Annotated in this window: 29 protein-coding genes; 11 read left to right on the forward strand and 18 right to left on the reverse strand. The window is 62.0% G+C overall.

Annotated features, from left to right (window positions below; all coding sequences use genetic code 11):
- Positions 1-6 precede the first annotated feature (6 nt).
- Positions 7-1044: a YeiH family protein gene (locus tag DWU98_RS07960; protein ID WP_115494994.1), complete on the reverse strand. Its 1038-nt coding sequence runs from the start codon at positions 1042-1044 to the stop codon at positions 7-9.
- 90 nt (positions 1045-1134) lie between these two features.
- Here DWU98_RS07960 and DWU98_RS07965 point away from each other — a divergent pair, with 90 nt between their 5' ends.
- On the forward strand, positions 1135-2046 hold the full coding sequence (locus tag DWU98_RS07965) for a LysR substrate-binding domain-containing protein (protein WP_115494995.1): 912 nt from the start codon (positions 1135-1137) through the stop codon (positions 2044-2046).
- 34 nt (positions 2047-2080) lie between these two features.
- Here DWU98_RS07965 and ptsP read toward each other — a convergent pair whose 3' ends face one another.
- The 12 genes from ptsP to DWU98_RS08025 all read right to left on the reverse strand — a co-directional run bounded on the left by ptsP (position 2081) and on the right by DWU98_RS08025 (position 12393).
- On the reverse strand, positions 2081-3826 hold the full coding sequence (ptsP, locus tag DWU98_RS07970; protein WP_115494996.1) for a phosphoenolpyruvate--protein phosphotransferase: 1746 nt from the start codon (positions 3824-3826) through the stop codon (positions 2081-2083).
- 125 nt (positions 3827-3951) lie between these two features.
- A complete protein-coding gene (locus DWU98_RS07975) occupies positions 3952-4221 on the reverse strand; it encodes an HPr family phosphocarrier protein (RefSeq protein ID WP_115494997.1) in 270 nt (89 codons plus the stop codon).
- Complete coding sequence (locus tag DWU98_RS07980; protein WP_115494998.1) at positions 4214-4606, reverse strand: PTS sugar transporter subunit IIA; 393 nt, start codon at positions 4604-4606, stop codon at positions 4214-4216. Before DWU98_RS07980 ends, DWU98_RS07975 begins: the two co-directional genes overlap by 8 nt.
- Before the next feature lie 43 nt (positions 4607-4649).
- Complete coding sequence (rapZ, locus tag DWU98_RS07985; protein WP_115494999.1) at positions 4650-5543, reverse strand: RNase adapter RapZ; 894 nt, start codon at positions 5541-5543, stop codon at positions 4650-4652.
- A gap of 4 nt (positions 5544-5547) precedes the next feature.
- Positions 5548-6498: an HPr(Ser) kinase/phosphatase gene (gene hprK, locus DWU98_RS07990; RefSeq protein WP_115495000.1), complete on the reverse strand. Its 951-nt coding sequence runs from the start codon at positions 6496-6498 to the stop codon at positions 5548-5550.
- A 246-nt stretch (positions 6499-6744) separates the two neighbouring features.
- Entirely contained in the window at positions 6745-7068 is a 324-nt protein-coding gene (gene hpf, locus DWU98_RS07995; protein WP_115495001.1) for a ribosome hibernation-promoting factor, HPF/YfiA family, read from the reverse strand.
- 165 nt (positions 7069-7233) lie between these two features.
- Complete coding sequence (locus DWU98_RS08000) at positions 7234-8712, reverse strand: RNA polymerase factor sigma-54 (RefSeq protein ID WP_115495002.1); 1479 nt, start codon at positions 8710-8712, stop codon at positions 7234-7236.
- A 142-nt stretch (positions 8713-8854) separates the two neighbouring features.
- On the reverse strand, positions 8855-9574 hold the full coding sequence (lptB, locus tag DWU98_RS08005) for an LPS export ABC transporter ATP-binding protein (protein ID WP_115495003.1): 720 nt from the start codon (positions 9572-9574) through the stop codon (positions 8855-8857).
- A gap of 9 nt (positions 9575-9583) precedes the next feature.
- Positions 9584-10213, reverse strand: a complete 630-nt coding sequence (gene lptA / locus DWU98_RS08010) for a lipopolysaccharide transport periplasmic protein LptA (RefSeq protein ID WP_230474747.1) — start codon at positions 10211-10213, stop codon at positions 9584-9586.
- The gene (gene lptC / locus DWU98_RS08015; RefSeq protein WP_115495112.1) at positions 10164-10826 is read right to left on the reverse strand and encodes an LPS export ABC transporter periplasmic protein LptC; all 663 of its coding nucleotides are present in this window, start codon (positions 10824-10826) and stop codon (positions 10164-10166) included. The genes lptA and lptC overlap by 50 nt, the downstream gene beginning before the upstream one ends.
- On the reverse strand, positions 10823-11365 hold the full coding sequence (locus tag DWU98_RS08020) for a KdsC family phosphatase (protein ID WP_115495005.1): 543 nt from the start codon (positions 11363-11365) through the stop codon (positions 10823-10825). Before DWU98_RS08020 ends, lptC begins: the two co-directional genes overlap by 4 nt.
- A 17-nt stretch (positions 11366-11382) precedes the next feature.
- Positions 11383-12393, reverse strand: a complete 1011-nt coding sequence (locus DWU98_RS08025) for a KpsF/GutQ family sugar-phosphate isomerase (RefSeq protein WP_115495006.1) — start codon at positions 12391-12393, stop codon at positions 11383-11385.
- Between the two features lie 186 nt (positions 12394-12579).
- On the opposite strand from DWU98_RS08025, the gene DWU98_RS08030 reads away from it, so the two are divergent.
- A complete protein-coding gene (locus DWU98_RS08030; RefSeq protein ID WP_115495007.1) occupies positions 12580-12819 on the forward strand; it encodes a BolA family protein in 240 nt (79 codons plus the stop codon).
- A 46-nt stretch (positions 12820-12865) separates the two neighbouring features.
- The gene (gene murA / locus DWU98_RS08035; RefSeq protein WP_115495113.1) at positions 12866-14125 is read left to right on the forward strand and encodes a UDP-N-acetylglucosamine 1-carboxyvinyltransferase; all 1260 of its coding nucleotides are present in this window, start codon (positions 12866-12868) and stop codon (positions 14123-14125) included.
- A gap of 94 nt (positions 14126-14219) precedes the next feature.
- On the opposite strand, the gene DWU98_RS08040 is transcribed toward murA, so the two are convergent.
- The 3 genes from DWU98_RS08040 to purM all read right to left on the reverse strand — a co-directional run bounded on the left by DWU98_RS08040 (position 14220) and on the right by purM (position 16786).
- Positions 14220-14921: a DUF3108 domain-containing protein gene (locus tag DWU98_RS08040; RefSeq protein WP_115495008.1), complete on the reverse strand. Its 702-nt coding sequence runs from the start codon at positions 14919-14921 to the stop codon at positions 14220-14222.
- 41 nt (positions 14922-14962) lie between these two features.
- The gene (purN, locus tag DWU98_RS08045; RefSeq protein WP_115495009.1) at positions 14963-15625 is read right to left on the reverse strand and encodes a phosphoribosylglycinamide formyltransferase; all 663 of its coding nucleotides are present in this window, start codon (positions 15623-15625) and stop codon (positions 14963-14965) included.
- Positions 15626-15715: 90 nt separating this feature from the next.
- A complete protein-coding gene (gene purM / locus DWU98_RS08050) occupies positions 15716-16786 on the reverse strand; it encodes a phosphoribosylformylglycinamidine cyclo-ligase (protein ID WP_115495010.1) in 1071 nt (356 codons plus the stop codon).
- A gap of 97 nt (positions 16787-16883) precedes the next feature.
- On the opposite strand from purM, the gene DWU98_RS08055 reads away from it, so the two are divergent.
- The 6 genes from DWU98_RS08055 to DWU98_RS08080 all read left to right on the forward strand — a co-directional run bounded on the left by DWU98_RS08055 (position 16884) and on the right by DWU98_RS08080 (position 21262).
- Positions 16884-17876, forward strand: coding sequence for a DUF2066 domain-containing protein (locus tag DWU98_RS08055; RefSeq protein WP_115495011.1), 993 nt, complete (start codon positions 16884-16886; stop codon positions 17874-17876).
- A 45-nt stretch (positions 17877-17921) separates the two neighbouring features.
- Positions 17922-18461 (forward strand): CDP-alcohol phosphatidyltransferase family protein, encoded by a 540-nt coding sequence (locus DWU98_RS08060; protein ID WP_230474748.1) that lies wholly within the window; start codon positions 17922-17924, stop codon positions 18459-18461.
- Positions 18462-18524: 63 nt separating this feature from the next.
- On the forward strand, positions 18525-19673 hold the full coding sequence (locus DWU98_RS08065) for an AI-2E family transporter (protein ID WP_425480221.1): 1149 nt from the start codon (positions 18525-18527) through the stop codon (positions 19671-19673).
- Complete coding sequence (gene hda, locus DWU98_RS08070) at positions 19670-20380, forward strand: DnaA regulatory inactivator Hda (RefSeq protein ID WP_115495014.1); 711 nt, start codon at positions 19670-19672, stop codon at positions 20378-20380. Before DWU98_RS08065 ends, hda begins: the two co-directional genes overlap by 4 nt.
- Positions 20381-20430: 50 nt before the next feature.
- A complete protein-coding gene (locus DWU98_RS08075; protein WP_115495015.1) occupies positions 20431-20829 on the forward strand; it encodes a VOC family protein in 399 nt (132 codons plus the stop codon).
- A gap of 70 nt (positions 20830-20899) precedes the next feature.
- Entirely contained in the window at positions 20900-21262 is a 363-nt protein-coding gene (locus DWU98_RS08080; RefSeq protein ID WP_115495016.1) for a VOC family protein, read from the forward strand.
- Here the strand turns inward: DWU98_RS08080 and DWU98_RS08085 are convergent.
- The gene (locus tag DWU98_RS08085) at positions 21251-22054 is read right to left on the reverse strand and encodes an inositol monophosphatase family protein (RefSeq protein ID WP_115495017.1); all 804 of its coding nucleotides are present in this window, start codon (positions 22052-22054) and stop codon (positions 21251-21253) included. The two genes, DWU98_RS08080 and DWU98_RS08085, sit on opposite strands and share 12 nt — an antisense overlap.
- 123 nt (positions 22055-22177) lie before the next feature.
- On the opposite strand from DWU98_RS08085, the gene DWU98_RS08090 reads away from it, so the two are divergent.
- Positions 22178-22939, forward strand: a complete 762-nt coding sequence (locus tag DWU98_RS08090; protein ID WP_115495018.1) for an RNA methyltransferase — start codon at positions 22178-22180, stop codon at positions 22937-22939.
- An 89-nt stretch (positions 22940-23028) separates the two neighbouring features.
- On the opposite strand, the gene DWU98_RS08095 is transcribed toward DWU98_RS08090, so the two are convergent.
- Positions 23029-24351, reverse strand: coding sequence for a hemolysin family protein (locus DWU98_RS08095; RefSeq protein ID WP_115495019.1), 1323 nt, complete (start codon positions 24349-24351; stop codon positions 23029-23031).
- A 160-nt stretch (positions 24352-24511) separates the two neighbouring features.
- Between DWU98_RS08095 and DWU98_RS08100 the strand changes: the two genes are divergently transcribed.
- Positions 24512-25141 (forward strand): DUF47 domain-containing protein, encoded by a 630-nt coding sequence (locus tag DWU98_RS08100; protein WP_115495020.1) that lies wholly within the window; start codon positions 24512-24514, stop codon positions 25139-25141.
- The last annotated feature ends 17 nt before the right edge of the window (positions 25142-25158 follow it).

Genomic DNA, 25158 nt, shown 5'->3' on the forward strand with positions numbered 1-25158 from the left:
ACGGCGTTAGAGTTGGCCGATCACCAACTGCACCAGCAAGCTGCTGATCGATACCGCAGCCCATACCCCCAGTCCCAGCAGAATCGGTCGTACACCCGTCGAAGCCATCTTACGCAGATTGGCCGACAAGCCGATTGCGGTGAGCGCCACGATGATCATGAATTCGGCACCCAGGTGAATCGTCGGCAGGATCGCCGCCGGCAACACGTTTGCCGTGCGCACGGCCGATGCCACCAGAAACCACAGGATGAACCACGGGAAAATCCGACGCAGGCTGAAATGGCTAGCCACGCCAGCGTGCTTGGCAGCGCGCTTTTCGCGCATGGCCACCACGAGGGCCAGGATCAGGCAGATGGGAATGATCAGCGTGGCGCGCGTGAGCTTCACGATCGTGGCGTAATCGCCTGCGCCGGTGCTGTAGCTGTAGCCCGCGGCCACCACCGAGGAGGTGTCGTTGATCGCGGTCCCGGCCCACAAACCAAAACCCAGGTCGGAAAGATGCAACGCATGCCCAAGCAGCGGGAACAACAGCACCGCGATGATGTTGAACAAGAAGATAGTGGAGATCGCGAACGCGGTGTCGTGATCATCCGGCTTGATGATCGGCGTCACCGCAGCAATGGCCGAGCCCCCGCAGATCGCGGTGCCCACGCCGATCAGCAGCTTGAGCTTGTCGTGCACCTTCAGCACCCGGCCAAGCAGCAGGGCGGTACCAAAGGCTACCGTGATGGTCACCAGCGTCACCGATAGCGATTCCAGTCCGGTTTTCGCCACCTGGGTGAGGCTTAGGCCGAACCCCAGCGCGATAATCGACCACTGCAGGATCTGCTTGCTGGCGAACTGGATGCCTGGATTGAAGCTCTCGCCCGGGGAAAAGAGGTTGCGCACGGCGATGCCGATGAGGATCCCGAACACCGGGCCGCCAATCAGCGGCACCGCGCGGCCCAGCCACCACGCTACCAGGGCGATGCCCAGGGCGAGCAGCAGGCCAGAAGCCCGAAGGCGCAGGCCAGGTGAGGCAGAGGAGATCGAGATGGCATTCATGGCGGACAACTCCGGGGGATGGAGCTATTGTCCGATTCGTCATGTATTAGGAAAATTTGAAATATCTAATCGAACCCATAAAATAGGCTGATGATCAACGTCAGCCTGCGTCAGCTCGATGTATTCGTGCAGATCGCCCTGCACGGCAGCGTGCGCGCCGCCGCCGAGCGCCTGTACCTCACCCAGCCGGCCGCCAGCATGGCCTTGGCTGAAATGGAGCGGCAACTCGACGCCCCCGTATTCGACCGCGAGCGCGGCCGGCTGCGGCTGAACGCGCGCGGGCGCGAACTGCTGCCGCTCGCCCAGGAACTGCTCGAACGCCATGCCGAATTCGGGCGTCGTGCCACCGGCAAAACCACCGTGCTCGCCGGCGAGTTGCGCATCGGCACCAGCAACACGGTCGGCAACTACCGCGTGGGTGAGTTGCTCGGCGAGTTCGTGCGCGCTTATCCGCAGGTGGCCATTCGCTTGCGCGTGGCGAACACGGACGGCATCGCCGCAGCTGTGCTGGATCACAGCCTGGATGTTGGCTGCGTGGAGGGACCTGTTACCCATCCGCTGCTGGAAGTCCATCCTTGGCGCGACGACACACTAGTCGTCTGCGCGCCGCCGGATCACCCGCTGGCAAAGAAGCGCGGCTTGAAGCCTGAACATTTTGCCGGCGCGCGCTGGATTTTTCGCGAACCGGGCTCAGCCACGCGCAGCACTACCGAGCGTGCGCTGGCACAGTTGCCGCCGGGCGAAACAGTGATGGAGCTCGATCAGATCGAAGCGATCAAGCAGGCGGTAACGGCAGGCTTGGGCATTGCCTGTTTGCCCGAAGTGGCGGTGATCGATGCGCTGGCGACGGGGCGCCTGGTTGCATTGAAAACGCCGTTTCTGGATTTAGGGCGGAAGCTTTCGATGCTGGTGCATCGGGAAAAATATCGCGGCGCGGCGCTCGAGGCGTTTTTGCATTCCGTAAGCGATCACAGTGTCACCACTGGCCGACATCATCACTAGTTCGTGGCCCCGGCGAAAGCCGGGGGGCAGGTGATCAATGCTCGCCACACCCGCCGGTAATCGCCAGCAGCATCGCCTCGGCTTCTTCATGTGTACGTGCACGAATCAGCCGCGGTGCAAAGCTGCGCAACTTGGCGTGATCGAGCGAGGTGAGCCGATCGCGCACATGCAGGATGCGACTGGGATGCATGCTGAAATCGCACAGGCCAAGCGCAAGCAACAAGGCCGTGAAGTTTTCATCGCCGCCGATCTCGCCACATAGGCTCACCGGCTTGCCCGCGCGCCGGCCGGCGGAGATGACGTGAGAGATCAAACGCAGCAACGCCGGCTGTAGTGGGTTGTAGATGTTCTCCAGCGCATCGTTGCCGCGATCGGCGGCGAGCACGTACTGCGCCAGATCGTTCGTGCCGATGGCGAGAAAATCGGCATGTTCGAGCAACGCCCGCACGTTGAGCGCTGCGGCCGGCACTTCGATCATGGCGCCTAGCTGCAGTTTTTCCGGCAGGTCGATGTTCTCGCGCTTGAGTTCCTGTCGCGCGAGCTTGAACAAGGTACGCACCGCGATCAGTTCATCCGGTTGCGTCACCATCGGCACCAGCACGCGCACGGGTCCGTAGCAGGCTGCGCGCAGGATGGCGCGGATCTGCGTGGTGAACACAGCCGGATGACGCAGTGACAAGCGCACCCCGCGCACACCTAATGCGGGGTTTTCTTCGCCACGAATAGCCAGGCCCGCTGCATCGGCTTTATCGGCGCCGAGGTCGAGCGTGCGGATCGTTACCGGCGCACCGCCCATGCCTAGGACCACGTCGCGATAAGCGTTGAACTGCTCATCTTCCGATGGCAAGCCCTTGTGGCGCAGGAACAGGAACTCCGTGCGATACAAGCCGACACCGTCCGCACCGCGCGCACGGGCGAGCGCGACGTCGCTGGCCGATTCGGCGTTGGCGAGCAGGCGGATATCCACGCCATCGCGCGTGCGCGTGGGTGCGTTCGCCAGAGTTGCCAGGCGCCGTCCTTCCAGCGCCGATTCGCGCTGCCACGCGCGGTAGCGGGCGAGATCCTGTGCATTGGGATGCACCACGGCTTCGCCATGCTCCGTATCGAGCAGGATCAGATCGTCGTCGTGGATGGTGGCAAGCGCATCGCGCGTGCCCACCAGCATCGGCAGGTTGAGGCTGCGCGCGAGGATGGCGCTGTGCGAATACGGGCTGCCCGAACTGGTGATCACGCCCAGCAGGCCGTTGCCGGCCAGATGCGCCATATCCGCCGGCGCAATGGTATCGGCGACCAGGATCTCACCGACGCGCGCGGCCAGCTTGCGTTCCTCCGCACTGGTCTGGCGTTGCAGCGCGGAGATGACGCGACTGATGACCTGGTCGACGTCTTCCATGCGGCTGCGCAAATAAGGGTCATCCATCGCGGCAAACACATTGGCGAGACGGTCGCGCTGTTTCTTCAACGCAGCGCCGGCGCGGTAGCGGCCGATGGTGATCATTTCATCCAGGCCGCGCAGCAGCTCCGCATCGTCAAGCAGAAGGCTGTGCGCGTCGATGAATTCGTTGACTTCGCGTGCCAACGCACCGTGCAGCTTGCCGCGCAGTTCGTGCAATTCCTGTCGCGCGGTGTCCAGCGCCTTATGAAGTTGCTCGAGCTCGGAGGGGATTTCTTCTTCGGTAAGCGGTCGCGTATCGACCAGGTAGCGACTGGGCTGGACCAATCGTGCGCGGCCCAGGGTCATGCCGCGCGAGGCCATGGTGCCCGAGAGGATTTGCCTCATGGGCTTGATCCGGCATGGGCGTCAGGAGCCCAGGACGAGGCATGGCAAACGCCAGCAGGGTGACGCAGGTAAGCCACACGCACGGTGCGTGTTTCCTGTTCTGTGTGCCCCGTGCGCTGCTTCATTCATGCCCCTTCATCGAATTTGCGTTCGAACAGATCTGCCACGGCGCTGAGCGCCGTCGATTCGTCTGGCCCATCGGCACGGATGGTGAGCGGCGTGCCAATGCCCGCTGCCAGCATCATCACGCCCATGATGCTTTGGGCATTCACTTCGCGGCCCTTGCTGATCAGCCATACGGTGGATTTGAAACTTTGCACGAGTTGCACCAGCTTGGCCGATGCGCGGGCATGCAAGCCCAGTTTGTTGGAGACGACGATATCTTTTTCAAGCATGATCGATGAAGATTCCTCCGCGACCGCCGCTGGCCGCGATTTCAGCAAGTTCATCCAGCGGCTTGTCGGCATAGTTGAGTACGCGCAGCAGCATGGGCAGGTTCAATCCCGAAACGCAGCGCAGCCTTACGCCCGCCGCACTCAACGACAATCCGATATTGCAGGGCGTCGCGCCATACAGATCGGCCAGCACCAGCACACCGTCGCCCTGATCGAGTTCCCGCGCATGCTTGGCCGTCAGCGTGCGCGTGACATCGGGGTCGGCCCGTGCGGGCACTTCCACGGTGGCGACTCTCAGCGGCAGCTTGGGCAGCACGTGACGTGCGGCTTTCACCAGCGCCTGTCCAACCGACTCGTGGGTCATCAGAAGCACGCCGACAGTCATGACACGGCGGCTTCTTTCAGGTTTGTCAAAGACAACATAAACATCACTCAAGTTCGCGATGAAAAGTGAGAACGCCTTCGCGGGTAGTGCGATAGTGCGCGGCGAGTTTCTCGACCAGATACACCGAACGGTGGCGACCGCCGGTGCAACCGATGGATATGGTGACGTAGCTGCGATCGTCCGCTTCGAAGCGGGGCAGCCAGGCGTCCAGCCAGCGTGCGGTATCGGCGACGTACTCGCTTACTTCCGGCTGACGTTCCAGGAACTCACGCACCGGCGCATCCTTGCCAGACAAGGGGCGCAGCGTGGGTTCCCAGTGGGGATTGGGCAGGCAGCGCGCGTCGAAGACGAAATCCGAGTCCAGTGGCAGTCCTCGCCGGAAGGCGAAGGACTGAAACATCAGCGTGAGCCCGTCGGCGGTCTGTGCGTAGCCGGTGGCGATCAGTCGCCGCAACTGGTGAACGTTCAGTTCGCTGGAATCGATCACGCGTTCGGCGATCGCCATCAGCGGGCGAAGCCGCCGGCGCTCCTCGGCGATGGCATCGGCCAAGGACATGCCGCGTACGGCCAGCGGATGGCGGCGGCGCGTTTCCGAATAGCGCTTGATCAGCACCGCATCGCTGCAGTCGAGGAAGATCAGGTGTACGTGCACGGTGGCCGCGAGCACCGACAGCACTTTGGGCATGTGCCGGAAATCTTCGTCCCGATTGCGCACATCCACGCCCACGGCAATGCGCCGGCGATGACTATCGCCACGCGTAGCCGCTTCGACCAGCTGCGGGAGCAGGGCGCTGGGCAGGTTGTCGACGCAGTAGAACTCCAGATCTTCCAGCGCGCGCAGGGCGACTGTCTTGCCGCCGCCGGACATGCCGGTGAGCACCACCAGGTGGATGGCGTTGGGATCGTCGTTGTCGATTAATCGTTCGTATTGACTCATGCGATCACCAAGGGGGCAGCCGACGCATCTGATGCGCCTGGCGGTCCATGAAGCTTTGGGCCGGATCGATACCTTTGCTCTTCAACATATGGCTGCGCACCGCCGCTTCCACCAGTACCGCCAGGTTGCGGCCGGGCGCGACGGGGAGGGTGATCATGGGTACCTGCACGTCGAAGATTTCGCGATGGCCCACGTCACCCGTCAGGCGGGTGAGCCCATCCGTATTCTCGCCATCGCGCAACGGTTTGAGATGGACAACCAGACGCAGGTATTTGGATGTCTTTACCGAGGTGTGGCCGAACATTTCGCGCACGTTGAGCACACCAAGGCCACGTACTTCCAACAGATCCTGCAAGAGTTCAGGACAGGCGCCGTCGATGACGTCCGGCGCGATCAGCGTGAATTCGGGGGCGTCATCGGCCACCAGGCGATGCCCGCGGCTGATCAGTTCGAGCGCCAGTTCGCTCTTGCCGGAGCCCGCATCGCCGGTAATCAGCACGCCGATGGAAAACACTTCCAGCAATACGCCGTGCAAGGTCACGCGCGGCGCCATGGTGCGCGCGAGGTGGTATTGCATCCAGGTGAGCAACTCGTGACCGCGCTTGGCGCTGATCCAGAGCGGGGTGTCGGTTTCTTCCGCTACTTCGCGCAGATCCGTGGGGATCGGCTGGTCTTTGGTGACAATGAACGCCACTGGACGCGTGGCGGCGGCCTTGTGAACCACTTCCCAGCGCTGACGCGAGTCCAGACTATCGAGATAGCTCAATTCCTCGGTACCGATGATCTGGATCTTGTTCGGGTAAATGACATTGAGATAACCCACCAGCGACGGGCGCCGGGCCGGCGTGGACCCATATTCGAGCACGCGCGTTTCGCCGCGCATGCCAGCCACCCAGCGCAATCCCATGCGCTCGTGGATATCGTCGAAGAGTTGTCGGGCGGTGAGTCGTTCCAAGAGATTCCTCTGTGCCGCGTGGCGACCTCATTGAGGCGGCGGCAGAGGATATTGTGCCAGTTTTTACGTCTAGCTCTTCCATACGGGAGGGGCGGGCGCGGCGGCTCGCCTTTTCTTGCGAGGAGCCGGATGACGGGGCAGGCTGGCGGGAGAGGTCTTTCCCGAGGGGCGATGGGATGGGGGCGGCCGTTGGCCCCTCACCTTCGCCCTCTCCCGGCGGGGAGAGGGCGTTATAGGCAGGTGATTTCAACCGAATTGTCGGATTTCTCTCACTTCACGTTGATGCTTGTCGCACAGTTTTTCACGATATCTTCGAAGCTGATCAACGAGCTTGTCGAACAATACGTCGATCGAGGCATACATATCGTTCTCGGTGGCTTCGGCGTGCAGCATGTTGCCTACGACTTTGACGGATCCCTCGGCACGTTGTTGGAGTTTGTTGACCGAAAGAACCACATTCAGGCTGACGATGCGATCGTCGAGGCGAGTCAATCGATCGAGCTTGGTCTCCACATGACTGCGAAGGGCCGGGGTGACATCGATCTTTTGACCACTGAGCTGGAATTGCATGGTGCGCCTCCTTCTAGAGCTGACCGCCAAGGGCGGTGTTGATCGGCGCGAGGATCATTTCGCGAAAACTCGAAATGATCGTTTGCACCGTGAAGCTAGACGTTGGTTTCAATATGGGATCGTTCTTCGGCGTCGCAAGTTCCCGGCATCACCGGAATGCTGAACTCAGCTATTGCGCTGTCGTTCGCTCGAGCTCGGAATACGCAGGATTTCCCGGTATTTCGCCACCGTGCGGCGCGCTACCTGAATGCCTTTGTTATGCAATTCCTCGGCGAGCGCCTGATCGGAGAGCGGTTTGCGCGGATCTTCGTTATCGACAAGTTTGCGCAGCATCGCCTGGATGGCGGTGGCCGATGCGCTGCCGCCATCTTCGGTAGAAACGCCGCTGGAGAAGAAATACTTCAGCTCGTACGTGCCACGCGGCGTGTGGATGTACTTGCGGGTAGTTACACGTGAAATCGTCGACTCGTGCATCGCGACCTCCTCGGCCACTTCGCGCAGCACCAACGGTTGCATCGCTTCCGGGCCGTAGTCCAGGAACGCGCTTTGCCGCCGCACAATGGCTTCGGCAACCTTTAAGAGTGTTTCGGCACGCGACTCCAAACTTTTAATCAGCCAGCGCGCCTCCTGAAGCTGTCCGCGCATCCAGCTGGCGTCATCGCCGCGCGCCCGCGCGATCAGGCCGCAATAATGCTGGTTGAGGCTGAGCTTGGGCTGGCTGTCGGGGTTGAGTAGTACGCGCCAGCGCGTGCCGTCTTTGCGGGCGTAAACGTCCGGTGCCACGTATTCGACCGGCGTGGTATCCAGCGCCGCACCCGGGCGTGGGTCGAGGCTGCGGATGAGGATCGCCGCGGCGGTGGCTTCCTCCTCCGTCGCGTGCAGGCGGCGGGCGAGCTTGGCCATGTCATTGCGGGCCAGCAGTTCCAGCTCGCTCTCGACGATGCGCAGCGCCAGATCGCGGTAGGGCGTGCTGGGGTCGAATTGTTCGAGCTGGGCGCGCAGGCAGTCAGGCAGGTCGATACTGGCGACACCAGCCGGATCGAAGTGCTGCAACTGGCGACGCACGATTTCTACTTCTTCAGCCGTCGCTTTGAGGTGTGGCGGCAACGCGGCGAGCACTGCGTCGATGCCCTCGGCGAGGTAGCCGTCGGTATTCAATGCGTCGATCAGTACTGTGGCGATCGCTTTCGCACGCGGATCCATCGGCGTGAGATTGAGTTGCCACAGCAGGTGTTCCTGCAACGATTCGGGCGCAGCGTTTTGCGGCTCGATGCCTTCGTCATCGCGATTGTTCGAGGAACCGTTGCCGCTGCCGTTGCTGGACGAAAAATCGATGGGCTCGTCGGAGCTCATTTCCGGTTCGGTCCACTCCGGCGCTTCGTCGTTGGCATCGCTGCTGGATGAGCCCTCGCCATTTGCGCCGATCGGCGTTTCGAATTCGTCGTCGAACTCGCCGTCGCTTTCGGTTTCGTCGTGTTCCGCGTTGGCGTCTTCGTCGAATTCGAGCAGGGGGTTGCTCTCGGCGAGCTGACGTAACTCAGCAGCCAGCTCCAGTTGCGACAATTGCAGCAGACGAATGGCCTGCTGCAATTGCGGCGTAAGAGCCAGCTGTTGATTGAGACGGAACTGGAGCCCTGGTTTCATGCCTGCCCGAAGGGGTGAGTCGACCTCATCCTAACCCTTCGATTGGACGCCGGCCATAGCTGTCGTGGCCCAGATACGACGGTAGTGCATAGGGATGTGAAACCGCGCAAATTCGACTTGAGCGGACGACAAAGTTGGAGTATTACAAACGGAATTCCCGCCCCAGGTAAACCTCACGGACGCGCTCGTCGGCCAGGATATGCGCCGGGGTGCCACGGGAAAGTACCTCACCTTCGTTCATGATGTAGGCGCGGTCGCAAATACCCAGCGTCTCGCGCACGTTGTGATCGGTAATCAGCACACCGATGCCGCGTTCTTTAAGGTGCCGAACGATGCGCTGGATCTCGCCCACTGAAATGGGGTCCACGCCCGCGAACGGCTCGTCAAGCAACATGTAACGCGGTTGCGCGGCGAGGGCGCGGGCGATTTCCACACGACGACGTTCGCCGCCGGACAGGCTGATGCCTTTCTGGCCGGCGATGTGCGCGATTTTCAATTCGTCCAGCAGGCTTTCCAGTTCGGCATCGCGCTTGCGCTGATCCAGGCCTTCGCGCAATTCCAGCACCGCCATGATGTTGTCGGCGACGCTCAGGCGACGGAACACCGAGGCTTCCTGCGGCAAATACCCGATGCCGAGCTTGGCGCGCGAATGCATGGGCAACCCGGTGATGTCTTGCTTGTCGAGTTTGATCGCACCGCCATCGGCTTCGATCAGGCCCACGATCATGTAGAAACAGGTGGTTTTGCCAGCGCCGTTCGGACCGAGCAAACCCACCACTTCCCCTTGGCGAATCGAAAATGCGAAATCGCGCACCACCTGGCGTGCGCGGAAACTTTTTTGCAGGCCTTCTGCGGAAAGCATGAGTATGGATTATCCCTTGGTCGGCGCGCTGCTGGCAGGCGCTGGCGTGCTGCTGCTGGAAGATGACGCGGGGTTTGCCGCGGGGCTGGCCGGCTTGGTGGACTTGGCGGGCGCGGGCGGCGTGGTCGGGGCGCCGTGCTTGGGCGGCGGCAGCGGTTTTTGCTTGGGCAGGAAGGTCATGGTGACCTGCCCGCTATTGCCGCTCTCGCCGACCATGTAACCCGTGTTCGTGTTGTAGGTGAGCTTGCTGCCGTGAGCGTCGCCCTTGTTCTGCTGATGGACGAAGGCGTTGCCGGTGAGGATCGCGATGCTGTTGATGTTGTCGTAATACAGCTGATCGGCATCGCCCGTCATGAGGTTGCCGTTGTCGTCGATCTGCTCGATATGCGGACGCTTCTGCGGTGTGCCGGTCACGATGATGTGATCGACCGAGGTGTCTTCCTTGGCGGTCCAGATCTTGGCGACGTCGCCCGTCAACTTCATGGTGCCCTGAATGATCAGGACATTGCCCTTGAAGGTGCTGACGGAGTTGGGCTGGTTGTAGCCGTCCATGCTGTCGGCGTGCACGATGTGAATGGGCTGATTGCGATCATCCTGCCTTGCCAGTGCCGGCTGCAGCAGCAACAGTCCTGCAGTCAACAGGCTTAGCCGTAGCATTGTTCTGGCTCGAATACAGGAAGCCGTGGACGTCATGGAGCAACTCCAGATGGTTATCGTTGAGGCTGGCACGCATGCCGACGCCGTTCATTACGCTTGCTCCTTGCGTCATGGTGGCCGGATCCGCCGTTTCCATGCGGTTCTCCTTCGGCCAGCCGGTGACATTGGAGGTACATAATGTTGCCATGGGACCTAGCGGGTAGGCAGGTCGATGCATGTACACCGTGCCGTCCAGCCGCATTTCCGTGCCGCTTTTGTTCACCCAGCCGAACGGCGCATTGCCGTACCAGTCGGGTACGCCAGGTTTTTTCGCGGTGATCTGAAACACGGGCGCGTTGATATACAGCGACTCATCGCCCGCGCGACGGTCCATGCGCGGCGCAGTCATAGTGAAGCTGAGCAGGCCGTTGACGTCGTAGCTCCACACCTTGGAGTTGTAGAGTACGTAGTCGGAAATCGGCGGCCCGATGAAATCGTTGACCGGCGGCGCGCCCAACACCCAGCGCTGCAGCATCCAGCTTGCCGGGGCGGCGATGGCGAGCAGCGCGATCGCGACGTACGTGCGATTATCGCGCAGGGTCTGGCGCAGACTCACCGCCACTGCTCCTGCTCGACGGCGCTCTTGCCCTGCGCATGCAGGATTACATCGCACACTTCGCGCACCGCGCCCATGCCGCCAGAAAGCTGTGTTTGCCAATGTGCGCGCTGCGCCACCCACGGGTGCGCGTTAGCCACGGCGACCGCGAAGCCCGCGAGGCCCATGGCAGGCAGATCGGGTAGATCATCGCCTACGAAAGCGGCTTGTTCGGGGGTGAGCTCAAGCGCTTCCAGCATCTGGCGCAGGCATTCGCGTTTGTCGGATTGGCCCTGGTAGACGTGCGCGATGTTGAGTTCTTCGGCGCGCAAGGCAACCGGATGGCTGATGCGTGCGCTGACAATCGCCACTTCCACGCCATGGGCCTGCAGGCGCTTGAGACCCAGCCCGTCGTGCACGTGGAACACCTTGGTCTCATGCCCGCTTTCGCTGTACCACAGGCGTCCGTCGGTAAGCGTGCCGTCTACGTCGAACGCGGCCAGACGGATTCTGGCAGCGCGGGCGAGCACGTCCGCAGGCAGGTTGGAAAGATAATCCATGGGTCGAGTCAAACCTTTTAAACCACGCGTGCGCGCAGCAAGTCGTGAATGTTGAGGGCGCCGACCACGCGTTGTGTGTTGTCGACCACCAGCAGGGCGTGAATCTGATACTTCTCCATCAACTGCGCCGCTTCGATGGCGAGTTTGTCGGCACCGATCACCTTGGGACCGCGCGTCATCAATTCATGTACGCGTGCGTTGCGCAGGTCCACGCCATCGTCATCGAGTGCGCGACGCAGGTCACCGTCGGTGAACACGCCCAGCAAGCGCTGATCGGTGTCGACCACGGCGGTCATTCCCAGGTGCTTGCGGGTCATTTCCATCAGGGCTTCGGTGAGCGTGGCATCGGGCGGTACCATCGGGACGCCCGGGCCGGTGTGCATCACATCGCTGATGTGCAGCAACAGTCGACGCCCCAGGCTACCCGCCGGGTGGGAACGCGCGAAGTCCTCGGAGGTAAACCCGCGCGCCTCCAATAACGCGATGGCCAGGGCATCGCCCATCACCAGGGCCGCGGTGGTGCTGGCGGTGGGGGCCAGGCCCAGCGGACAGGCCTCGGCCGAGATGCCGGCGTCCAGGTGGACGTCGCACTGGCCGGCCAGCGAGGAATCAGGGTTGCCGGTAATGGAAATCAGCGGAATGCCCTGGCGCTTGATTACCGGCAGGATGAAGAGGATTTCGTCCGTCTCGCCCGAGTTGGACAGCGCCAGCACCACGTCCTGCGGCAGGATCATGCCCAGGTCACCATGGCTGGCTTCACCCGGATGCACGAAAAAGGCCGGCGTGCCGGTGGAGGCCAGGGTGGCGGCAATCTTGCGCCCCACATGCCCGGATTTGCCCATGCCGGTGACCACCACGCGCCCCTTGCAGCCCAGGATCAGGCGGCAGGCGTCGACGAAGGCTCGGTCGATGCGCGGCTCCAGCGCGCGGATGGCGGCGGCTTCCGTGGCGATCACCGTGCGCGCGCTGCGCACGATGGCGGCGGCATCCACCCGGGTGGCTTTGGCTTTGGCGATGGGTGCGTTCATGCGTCCTCAGGGGGGGGCGGGCCAGGGCAAACCACAGCAAGCGACCACATGCGTCGTTTCTGCGACAGCGGATTTCCATTAACATGGCATATTCGCATTCTATCTTGATGCCTGTCGCCCATGGCTCACCCTGTACTGGTTGGTGGCCGGCGTTCAGCATCGTAAGCATTTGCATTTGGAAAACCGATGGACGCAGCCAGCATCCAGGCAATGATCGAAACGGGCCTGCCCGGCGCAAAGGCCAGCGTGCAGGGTGACGATGGGGTGCATTTCGAGGCCGAAGTAGTAGCCACGCAGTTTGCCGGCAAGCTGCCGCTGGCACGGCACCGCCTCGTTTACGCCACCCTGGGTGATCTCATGGGTGGCGCTATCCACGCCCTCGCACTCAAGACTCTGACGCCCGATGAAGCCGCTGCGCGCCGTTGACGTTGCCGCGGCCGCTCCCGGTTTCGCTTTCTTCAAGGATTCCCCGATGGCCAAAATCCTGATCAACGGCGGCGAGCCGCTACGTGGTGAAGTGGGCATTTCCGGCGCGAAAAACGCCGTGCTGCCGATTCTCGCTTCCTGCCTGCTAGCCGATGAGCCGGTCACGATCAGCAACGTGCCGCACCTGCACGACGTCACCACCACCATGGAGTTGCTGGGCCAGATGGGCGTGCAGCTCGTGCTGGACGACCGCATGAAGATCCAGGTGGACCCGCGCTCCACCGATCGCTATTTCGCGCCGTATGAGCTGGTGAAAACCATGCGCGCCTCGATCCTGGTGCTGGGGCCGCTGGTGGCACGCTTCGGGCAGGCGGAAGTATCGCTGCCCGGCGGCTGTCAGATCGGTTCGCGCCCGGTGGATCAGCATATTCGCGGCCTGCAGGCGCTCGGCGCGCAGATCGAGGTCGAGAACGGCTACATCAAAGCCCGCGCCAAGCGCTTGAAAGGCGCGCGCATCGTGATGGACATGGTCACCGTCACCGGCACTGAGAACGTGATGATGGCGGCCGTACTTGCCGATGGCACCAGCATCATCGAGAACGCCGCGCAGGAACCTGAGGTGGTGGATCTGGCCAATTGTCTCAACACGCTGGGTGCGCAGATCGAAGGTGCCGGTACGTCCACGCTGGTGATCCACGGGGTGGAGCGTCTGCATGGTGGCCATTACGAAGTGCTGCCTGATCGCATCGAAACCGGCACGTTCCTCGTGGGTGCGGCGATGACGGGCGGCAAGATCCGCGCCCGCAACGCACGCTCAGACACGATGGACGCCGTGCTGGTGAAGCTTGAAGAAGCCGGCGCGCACATCGCCACCGGTCCGGATTGGATCGAGCTGGACATGCAGGGCCGCCGCCCGAAATCGGTGAATATCACCACGGCGCCGTACCCGGCGTTTCCCACTGACATGCAGGCGCAGTTCACCGCGCTCAACTGCGTGGCCGAAGGGGTGGGCGTGATCACCGAAACCGTGTTCGAAAACCGCTTCATGCACGCGCACGAGCTGCAGCGCCTGGGCGCGGATATTCGCCTGGAAGGCAACACTGCGATTATTCGCGGCGTGGACAAGATGAGCGGTGCGCCGATCATGGCGACCGATCTGCGTGCATCGGCGTGCCTGGTGCTGGCAGGGCTCGTGGCACAGGGCGATACCACGGTCGATCGCGTGTATCACATCGACCGCGGTTACGAGAACATCGAAGAAAAGCTCAGTACGCTTGGGGCGAGGATCCGGCGTCTGCCGACGTGACGTCGGCGCTTCGCAGGGTGTGACACTTGCACCTCGCCCCGGCGTTCGCCGGGGCGAGGTGCATTAGCGTGTGCGTCCGCCTTAGTGATGCAATTTACGGCGAGCTGAAACGAACAAGCTGCAGTTCAATATCGCCGCCCTCGCTTTGCGCCATCTTCACCGGCAGCGGATAGGGCTTGGCATACCACGCATCGAAATGCTTGTCCGAATCGGTGCGCGTCACACGTTCGGCTTGGAAGCTGCCCGCTGGCACTTTTACCGCTTCCGAACCTTGCACCTTGAACTGTTGTTGCTCCACGCGCTGCTTCACACCCACCGGCAGTGTCACACTCTGGCTGCCGCCGTGCAGCGCCAGACCCAGCGCATACGGCAGGGTGTTGCGATCGACCATGCCAGGTGCGGCAGCATAAGTGGTCGGGCCTTTGCCCTCATCCACGCGCACTTCTTTGCTGCTCCAGTTCACCTGCATGGTGCGCTGCTTGGTTTTGAAGGCGGAAACTTTGGAGGTGTAGGTTTCGGTCTCCGGCGCGTTGTTGTTCCAGCGAAAACGCGTGATGTCATTGGAGTTCAGGCCCAGCATGGCAGCCAGTCCCGACGTGCCTTTGATCTGATTGCTGTATTCGTATTCGCCGTTGCCGACTGATTTCAATGTGATCGTCGCTTGTCCCATCGCTTCGCCCTGCCGCGAAACTTGATAGACGGCCGTGAACGGCGTCGGCTGTGCAGCAAACGCGACAGTGGAAACGACCAGCGCGAAGCCGGCGAGGAGTGAGCGGGTGAGGTTTTGTGTGCGCATGGATCGGGAGTGTACGCGCGCAGGCTGAACGCGCGATGGCATTAAGGCGCAAGCTGTCCGTCTTGCCACCGCAAAGGTTTGCGAAGTATTTGTCCGTCGAGGCGGATACCTTCTTCGCTCAGCGCCAATCGGCCAGCGGCAATCAATTCAACCACGGCGGGTAGAAGTTGGTGTTCCATCGGCAGCAGGCGTGCTGCCAACGTGTTCTCGTCGTCGTCTGCTTCGATTGGAAAGGTGATCTGCGCAATGACGGGGCCGCCATCGAGTTCCGCCGTGACGTAATGCACGCTGGCGCCATGTTCGAGATCGCCCGCCTTCAGTGCGCGACGATGCGTATGCAGCCCGCGATATTTTGGTAGCAGGGAAGGATGGATATTGATCATCCGCCCAGCCCAGGGTTTCAGTGCATCGCCGTCGATGATGCGCATGAAGCCGGCAAGCACCAGCAAGTCCGGTTTGCTTGCGCCGATGCGATCGAATAGCGCGACATCGTAAGCACGACGTTCGGCGTATTGGCGCGGATCAAGCACGGTCGTCGGCACGCCTGCACTTTGCGCGAGCCGGAGCACCGGCGCATCGGCTTTGTCGCTGGCGACCAATACGAAATCCACCGGCAACTCGCCGCGCTCGCGCGCAGCCAGCAATGCGGCGAAGTTGCTGCCACGGCCGGAGGCGAGGATGGCGATGCGCAGAGGTGCGGGCATAAAGGTCGTCAGGGGCAGAAATGCATGCTGCCGTCCTTCCCGCTTTCGTCGGGAACGACAGATAAAGCAAGGGCGAGGTCGTTCGCTATATCAACCAATATGCACGCGCTCGTCGCCTTGCGCCGGCACCACTTCGCCGATCACCCAGCTCTTCAAGCCGTGCTTTGACAGTAACGCCGACGCAGCACTTACTGCATCACGCGGCAACAGCACCGTAAAGCCCACCCCGCAATTGAATGTGCGCCACATTTCTTCACGCGCCACATTGCCTTCGCGCATCAGCCAGTCGAACACCGGCGGAAGCACGATGGCGGATGCATCGATATTCAAGCCCAGGCCATTGGGTACCACGCGGATGATGTTTTCCTTCAGGCCGCCGCCGGTGATGTGCGCCATGCCGTGAACAGGAACTGTTGAAGATGGGTGTGCGGAGTTTTGCGAGGGACTCGCATTTGCCTTGAGCAGCTCCAGCATCGCTTTCACGTAAATGGTGGTGGGTGCCATCAGTGCATCCACCAGCTTCACGCCGCCCAGATCCAGATCCAGTGGACTGCCGGCACGTTCGACGATCTTGCGAATCAGCGAATAACCGTTGGAGTGCGGGCCGGAAGAAGCCACGGCCAGGATCACGTCGCCCGCCACGATGCTGTCACCGCTCAGCAGCGCATCTTTCTCCACCGCGCCAACGGTGAAGCCGGCCAAGTCGTATTCGCCCGGCGGGTACATGTCGGGCATTTCGGCGGTTTCGCCACCGATCAGCGCGCAACCGGCCAGTTCGCAACCCTTGGCGATGCCGCCCACCACCGCCACCGTGGTATCCACGTCCAGCTTGCCGGTGGCGAAATAATCGAGGAAGAACAGCGGCTCCGCGCCCTGCACCAGCACGTCGTTCACGCACATGCCGACCAGGTCGATGCCAATGGTGTCGTGACGGTTCAACTGTTGCGCCAGCTTGAGCTTGGTGCCTACGCCGTCGGTGCCTGAGACCAGCACCGGTTCCTTGTAGCGCGTGCCGAGGTTGAACAAGCCGCCAAAACCGCCCAGCCCACCCATCACTTCAGGACGGAAAGTGCGCTTGACCAGCGGCTTGATGCGTTCGACCACGGCATTGCCGGCATCGATATCCACGCCAGCGGCGCGGTAGGTGAGGGCGTCGGACATGGCCAGCCTGCTCTGCGGAAACGTCCAATGATAGACGTTAAGGGCTGGATTGGGCAGACTTTTACCTGTTCCCCATCCCTAAAACGGCCCGTTGCCCATGCGCCTGTCACGCCTGCTGATCGCCACCGTGCTGTTTGGTCTCTTCCTGGGCGTGCCTCCTGCCGGGCGCGGCCAGACGACATCGCCCTATACGGTGGTCGTACCGGTGTCCGACACCAGTGCGGCACAACGCAACCAGGCGTTCCAGACCGCGCTGGGGCAGGTGCTGGTGCGCGTGTCCGGCGGTCAGGACCTCGTCGATAAGCCGGGCTACGCCGAAGCGCTGCAAAACGCTGCCGGCATCGTCAAGCAGTTCCAGTACCAGGGTGACGGCGGCAACCCGCCCACCTTCACCGTCACGGTCAGCTTCGATCAGGGGGCGGTACAGCGGCTGGTAACCCTATTGGGCGCCACTGCGGCCGGCGTGAGGCCGCCGTTGCTCCTGGTGGTGTCTGGCAGCGACGGCAAGCTGCTGGACAAGAACGACCTGGGCACACTCGGTAGCGCCGTGAGCAAGCATGGCTATCAGGTCAGCTTTCCTGACCCTAACCAGTTGCCCGATCTGGGCCAGTTGGCCAAGGCCGATCCGGCGGCGATGTCGGCCATCAGCCGGCTGTATCACACCGGCCTCGTACTGGTGGGCAGCATGCATGCGAACGGCGCGGACTGGACGCTGATCAGCGGTGGCCAGTCGCAGCATTGGAACGCGCAGGGCACTAATCAGGACGATATGTTCGCCGACGCCGGGAAGGCCGCGACGGATCGCCTGGATCAAGCGTTCAATGTGATCAGTACCACCCAGTCGAACGGCAAACTGTGGGTCTCGGGTCTGCACTCGGCCATGGATTACGCCAATCTGCTGGCAACGTTGCAGGCCGATCCGTCCGTACAGACCATTTCTACCGTCAGCGCGCAGGATGACGGCGTGCTGCTCACCGTCAAGGCGAGCATGTCCTTAAGTGACCTGGTGGCCAATCTCACCGCGGGTGGCCGGCTGATGGAAGGCACCTCGCACGACGGTGCGGATGCCAGCTTGCGCTGGCTGCACTGAGCGGTCGCCGCGGTGCCGCCCGCGTCGCCATCACGGCTGAGGCATTTGCCGAACGCTATTTCCGTGCTGCGCGTCGTGCTGGTGGCCCCGATCGGCTGGTTGCTGTGGCATGCGGCATGGCCGTCCGCATTGGGGTTGGTGGCCGTGGCGGGTGTTTCGGATGGGCTGGATGGCTTTCTGGCGCGTCACTATGGCTGGCAGAGCCGACTTGGCGGCATGCTCGATGCCATCGCGGACAAATTGCTGCTGGTCTGCTGCTTTGTGATTTTGGCGTGGCTGGGGGAGATTTCGCTCTGGCTGGCCGCCGTGGTGTGCGGGCGCGATCTGATCATCGCCTGCGGCGCGTTGGGCTGGCGCCTCTTGATCGGTCCGATCGAACCTCGGCCGAGCCTGTTGTCGAAGGCGTGCACGCTGGCGCAGATCGTTTATCTGCTGGCGGTTTTGCTGGCGCTGGTACGCTGGCCGATGCTGCGTTCGGCAACGCTTGGCTGGGTGGTGGCGGCTTTGTGCGTGGCAAGCGGCCTGGACTACGTACTGCGCTGGTCCGGACGAGCGTGGCGCGCATGGCACAGCGCAAGACTTTGATCGGTCCGTCACATCGGCCACACTTCCTTCTGTTCGCCCCACGTTGACGAGCTTTCCGTGTCCATAAGCCAAGAGACATCCCGCCGCTGGCAATTGCTGGCCATCACCGTAGCCATTGGGTTGCTCATATGGCTGCTTGCGCCGGTGCTGATGCCGTTCGCGCTCGCCGCGATGCTGGCTTATCTGGGCGATCCCCTGGCCAATCGGCTGGAGCGGTTCGGGCTGGGGCGCACGCTTGCGGTAAGCATTGTCTTTGTCGTGTTGATTCTGGTCATCGCTGCCGCGTTGCTGCTGCTGGTGCCATTGATCGCCCGCCAGATCGAAAACCTCGTGGAAAACTTCCCGCATTACGTGGAGTGGAGTCGCGACCACGCGCTGCCCTGGCTGCAGGCCAAGCTGCATCTTGATCCCAGGGCGTTCGATACCGATCGCATGGTTGACCAGGTCAAGCAGCACATGGGTTCCATCGGCAGCGTGATCGGAACCATCTCGCGCTCGAGCATCAGCGTGGTGGCGTGGCTCACTAATCTGGTGCTGATCCCGGTGGTGTGGTTCTACCTGTTGCGCGATTGGGAACGTCTCGTGGCGTGGATCGATCGCATGCTGCCGCGTTCGATCGAACCCACCGTGGCGCATCTGGCGCGCGAGTCCGATGCGGTGCTCGGTGCATTCGTGCGCGGGCAACTGCTGGTGATGCTGGTACTGGCCATTTATTACGGCGGCGCGTTGACCGCGGTTGGTATTTCGGTGGGGCCGCTCATCGGCATGGTCGCCGGTTTGCTGAGCTTCGTGCCCTATCTGGGTTTCATCACCGGTTTTGCGGCGGCCATCATTGCCTCGCTGGTGCAGCATGGTGATTGGCTGCACTTGCTGATGGTGGTAGGTGTGTTCGTGATCGGCCAGTTGCTGGAAGGTTATGTGCTGGTACCGCGGCTGGTCGGAGAGAAAATCGGCCTGCATCCGGTCGCGGTGATTTTTTCAGTGCTGGCGGGCGGTTATTTGTTCGGCTTCCTTGGTGTGCTGCTTGCGTTGCCGGCGGCGTCGGTCATCCTGGTGCTGCTGCGTTATCTCGCGCAGCGCTACAAGCTCAGCGATCTGTACACCGAGGAGGGCGAGCCCGATAGCGTGATTGCGGAAGTCGATGTATCGGTACGCGAAGATCGCACCGGTCACGTGGATGTGTCCGTGATGAAAGACGACGATCCATCATGACAACGCAACTTCCGCTTGGTCTGCGCTGGCCGCGTCGCCAGCGTTTCGAGCATTTTCACGTCGGCGCCAATGCGGCTGCCGTGGCAGCGGTGCAGGCGCTCGCCACCCAGTCGGACGCACCGTGGCTGTATTTGAGCGGTACCGCGGGCAGTGGCAAGAGCCATCTTCTGATGGCGGCCTGCCACGCAGCGCACGAAGCTGGCCGCACGGTGCAATATCTTCCGCTGCGCAATCTGCACGATCACTTCATGGCGATTCGCGGTGTTGCAGGCAGCCAACTCATTGCACTGGACGATCTGGATGTGCTGGCCGGCGAGCGCGAAGCCGAACATGCGCTGTTCGATCTGTACAATCGCGCACGCGCCGAAGGCACTGCACTTATTTTCACCGCGCAAGCCGCGCCCGCGCAGCTTGCGCTTGTTCTCCCGGACCTGCGTTCGCGGCTTGGTGCTTGCACGCAGTTCACATTGAAGCCGCTTGATGATAGCGAGCGCCGCGAAGTGCTCAAACGGCAGGCTGGCGTGCGCGGCATTGAACTGGACGATAGCGTGCTCGATTGGCTGTTTGCTCGTTACGCACGCGATCTGGGCGCACTGCTCGATTTGCTCGAACGACTGGATCAGGCTTCACTCGCGGCGCAGCGACGGGTCACCGTACCGTTTCTGCGCGCATTCTTGCGCGAAGAAGCCGCCCAGTCGCCCCACTGAACGTCTTTCAGCACGAGACGTTAGCGAAAATCAGCAGAGGAGTTCGACTCATGGCGAAAGCGATCACTCCATTTCTGATGTTCGACGGCGCTGCCGAAGAGGCGATGACCCTCTACCTGTCTCTGTTCGATAACGCGCAGATCCTTTCGCTTGAGCGATGGGGTGCAGGGGAAATGGGCGTTGAAGGAGCCATCAAGAAAGCCAGCTTCACCTTATGCGGCCGTTCGTTTCATTGTTCAGATAGTGCGATCAAGCACGGTTTCACTTTCACGCCGTCGCTCTCTCTTTTCGTCGATCTGGAGAGCGACATGGAACTTGAGCGTGTTTTTTCCGAACTTGCAAACAACGGTCATGTACTGATGCCGCTCAACAACTACGGCTTCAGTCGAAAATTCGGCTGGGTGAGTGATCGCTTTGGCGTGTCGTGGCAGCTCAATTTGCCCGAGTAGGTTCGATGTCGGACGCAGAATCGAAGCTGCGCGCCATCTGCCGGAACAAAATCCGAACCTGGGAGGATGTATGCCGAATGCATTTCGTGCCGCACGCGATGTCATCATCCGCACGCATGCGTGGGATGATGCCGTTGCGTTTTATACGTCCGTGCTCGGCCTGGAGGTTGTGCACCGAAGCGAGAAATTAGTGGGCTTGGAGGCCGGGGCGTTTCGTCTGTATGTGGAAAAAGGCGAAAACCACGGCCCGGTATTCGAATGGCTGGTGCCGGACGTGCCAGCAGCCAAGCACGCCTTGCTCGCGCGAGGCTGCACCGTGGTGGAGGAAGACGCGAGCGCGCCGCGTTGCTACATCCGCGACCCTTACGGTTTGACGTTCAATATTGGCCAATCCGACGCAAGATGCGGTGGTCGTGGCGGTTTATGCCTTTAGCAACGATGGTGTTGCCTGTGCGCCGATCGCTTCCACCATCGCCTTCACCACATGAAGGTTGCCCGCGATGATGTTCCCGCTCTCAGGAATGCCATCGCGCCCGGCGAAGTCGCAATACTGGCCACCCGCTTCGCGTACCAGCAGCACGCCAGCTGCCATATCCCAGGGCTTGAGGCCGATTTCGAAGAACCCGTCGTAACGGCCTGCTGCGGTATAGGCCAGATCGAGTGCAGCCGAACCCGAGCGACGAATGTCTTCCGCGTGTGCAAGCAGGGAGCGCGTCATCGCCAGTTGCGATTCCAGATGCGCGCGCTGGCGATAAGGGAAGCCGGTGCCGATCATCGCGCCAGCCAGGCCTTCGCGTTTGCCGACACGAATACGGCGATCGTTGAGATAGGCGCCGTCGCCCTTGCTGGCGGTGAACAGTTCGTCGCGCAGCGGATCGAACACTACCGCATACACCGGCTCACCCTTGTCGAGCAGGGCGATGGACACGCTGAAGTGCGGAATGCCGCGCAGGTAGTTGTGTGTGCCGTCCAGCGGATCGATCACCCACACCAGCGGGCCCTTGCCCACGCTACCGCTTTCCTCGGCGAGGATGGCATGGGTGGGATAGGCGCGACGCAGTTCCTTGACGATTTCAGCCTCGGCCAGCCGGTCGACCTCGGATGCGAAATCCATGCGTTGCTTTTCAACGACATTGAGGCCGTCGATGCGGTTCATGTAACGCAAGATCACGTTACCGGCGGAGCGTGCGGCGCGTACCGCGACGTTGACGGCGGGTCTGGTCATGGCTTTGGCTTGGCAAAAGAACGGGTTAGCGGTCGGCAATGGTAGCAGAGAGCAGGGTGGCCTGCCTGCAAGGTGCGACGGTGCACTATCCTTGCCAGCCCCAAAACATGCCAGTGTCCGCGCATGACCGCCGCCTCCGATCTTTCCAGCCGCCTCCGTTTTGTCCTGGTCCGCACCTCCCACCCGGGAAATATCGGCAGTGCAGCCCGCGCCATACGGACCATGGGGTTTACCCGCATGGACCTCGTTTCGCCCCACCGTTACCCGGATCGGGAGGTGACCGCCATGGCCGCCGGTGCGGACGACGTGCTGGACGGTGCCCGCGTGCACGCCGGCCTGATCGATGCGCTGGCGGGTACCAGCATGGCCTTTGGCCTGTCGGCGCGCCGGCGTGAAGTGAATCTGCCAGAACTGACGCCGCGTGAAGCAGCCGCCCAGGCACTTGCCGCGGCCGAACGCGGTGGACAGGTCGCGCTGGTGTTCGGCAACGAACGTACCGGATTGGAAAATGAAGAATTGGCGCGCTGCCACGCGATGGTGCGCATCCCCAGCGTGGACGATTTCAGTTCACTCAACCTTGCACAGGCGGTGCAGGTGATGGCCTACGAGCTGCGCGTGGCGATGCTGGGAGAGACGATGCCTGCACCGCCGCCGCTGCACGATGAGCCGCCCGCTGACGCCGCGCAGATGGAACGCTTCTTCGAGCATATTGCCCAGACCTTGGACGATATCGATTTCCACAAAGGTCGCTCGCCGACAATGATCATGCTGCGTCTGCGCAAATTGTTTTTACGTGCGCACATGGATGAGCGCGAGTTGCGCATGCTGCATGGGATTTTGGCCGATGCCCAGCGGATGGCGCAGTTGGCTAACGAGAAGAAGTAGCGCTTGTTCGTCGCCCCAGCGAAAGCCGGGGCGACGGTATGACCACCATCGAAGTTCGAGAAGCTTGGGCTGAAGCGGTTAAAGCAGCATCACTGCTCATCGTCCGCCAACTCGATCTGCGGCGCCGGCGTTACCAGCAATTTATCGATACGCGCGCCATCCAGATCCACCACTTCGAAGCGGATGCCGCGCCACGCGAATACTTCGCCGGTCTGCGGAATATGCCCGAGCGCAGCCATCACCATGCCGGCCACCGTGCGGAAATCGTGCTCGTCTTCGCCGGGAAGGTGATCCAGGTGCAGCAGCTCGCGCAGATCGTCGGTGGAAAGCGAGCCGTCGATCAGCCAGCTACCGTCTTCGCGTTGCACGATCGGTGAATGTTCCTCGCCGCCGCCATGGCCAAGCTGGCTGGCACCGACCACGGCGGCAAGCAGGTCATTGAGCGTGACCACGCCGTCGATGTCGCCGTACTCGTCCACCACCAGCGCCATCGGCGTTTCGGCGTCGCGAAATTCTTCCAGCAAGTCGAGCGCCCGCGCGGTGGCAGGCACGTAGAGTGGCTTGGCGAGCGTGCGGAACAGTTCCAATTTACCCACAGCGATGCCGCCGAGCAGGTTCTTCACTTCCATCACACCAACGATGTCGCTTTCATCGCCGCGATAGACCGGATAGCGTGAGTAGGAGGTCTGCCGCAGCACGTCCAGGTTTTCCTCCTGCGGCGCGTTCACGTCCAACCAGGCGATGCGCGTGCGTGGCGTCATCACGCTGTCCACGGTGCGGTCACCCAGGCGCAGTACGCGGTTGACCATCGCCTGTTCGTCGGCGTCGAGCACGCCTTGTTCGGTGCTTTCGGCGACCAGCAGGCGAATTTCGTCTTCCGTTGCCGCGCTTTGGCCGCGGTCCTGCACGCGCATCAATTTGAGCAGCAAACTGCTGGATCGGTTGAGCATCCACACGAACGGCGCAGTGGCGCGCGAGAGCACCAGCATGGGCATGCCGATGATGGTGGACACCTTCTCGGGGGCGGACAGCGCCATGCGTTTGGGCACCAGTTCGCCGATTACGATCTGGATGAAGGAAATCACCATGAATCCCAGCACGATGCCGATCACGCGCGTATACGGCACCAGCCACGCGACGTTACTGCCGCGCAGCAAGTCTGCGATATGGGTACCGATGGCGTCACCGGCCACGGCACCGGTGATCAGCATCACCAGGGTGATGCCCACCTGGACGGTGGACAGGAAATGCTCCGGCGCCTCGGCATGGCGCAAGGCGATGCGCGCGCGGCGGCTGGTGCGGGCCATCTGCTTGAGGCGGCTCTTGCGCGAGGCCACGAGCGCCATTTCCGACAGCGCGAAGAAACCGTTACAGAGGGCGAGAAGGACGACGAGCGCGAGTGTAGTCAGCATCGCGACAGGGCATGGGGTGCGGGCATGCCTCCAGTGTAAGGCACCGTTGGAGGGTCGGCGAGCCCGTCTGGGCAACCCGGGTCAAGTGGTGCGATGCGGCAGGGGTGTCCTGTAACATTCCCGAAATACATGGCTTCCTGCCGCCTCAGACTGCATCCGCATGTTTTCACTCCAGACGATTTTCGGCAAAGGCGACAAGTTCTACGGTCTGCTCGAACAGAGCGCGGAGGCCGCGCGCGAAAGCGCCAAGGCCCTGCATGACCTGGTCACCCAGGCCGACCACGCCCCGATCATGGCCGCCTTCGCGGCCGCACGTTCGCGCGAAAAAGCGCTGGCGGCGCAGATCAGCGAAGGGCTGGTGAACTCCTTCGTCACCGCGCTGGACCGCGAGGACATCGAGGCGCTCAATACGGCTTTGTACAAGATTCCCAAAAGCGTGGAGAAATTCGCCGAGCGCTACGAGATCGTCGCCGGCCGCTTGCAGGGCATGGATTTCGGCCAGCGCACGCTGGTGCTTGCGCGTTCCACCGATGTGGTGGCGCAGATGATCGGCGAGCTGCGTCGCGGCTTGCGTATCGATCCGGTGAAAAAACTGCAGGACCGCCTGCAGAGCCTGGAATCGGAAGGCGACCGCATGCTGCTTGCGCCGTACCGCACGCTGTACCTGGAAAGCAACGACGCCATGCGCGCGATGTTGGCCAAAGATCTCTTCGAACTGCTCGAAAAGGCCATCGACAAGTGCCGTGACGTGGGCAACATCGTTTATTCCATCGTGTTGAAAAACTCCTGAGGAGTACGCCTTGCACG

This window comes from Dyella monticola (assembly GCF_003363155.1).
In the GTDB taxonomy this organism is placed as follows: domain Bacteria; phylum Pseudomonadota; class Gammaproteobacteria; order Xanthomonadales; family Rhodanobacteraceae; genus Dyella_B; species Dyella_B monticola.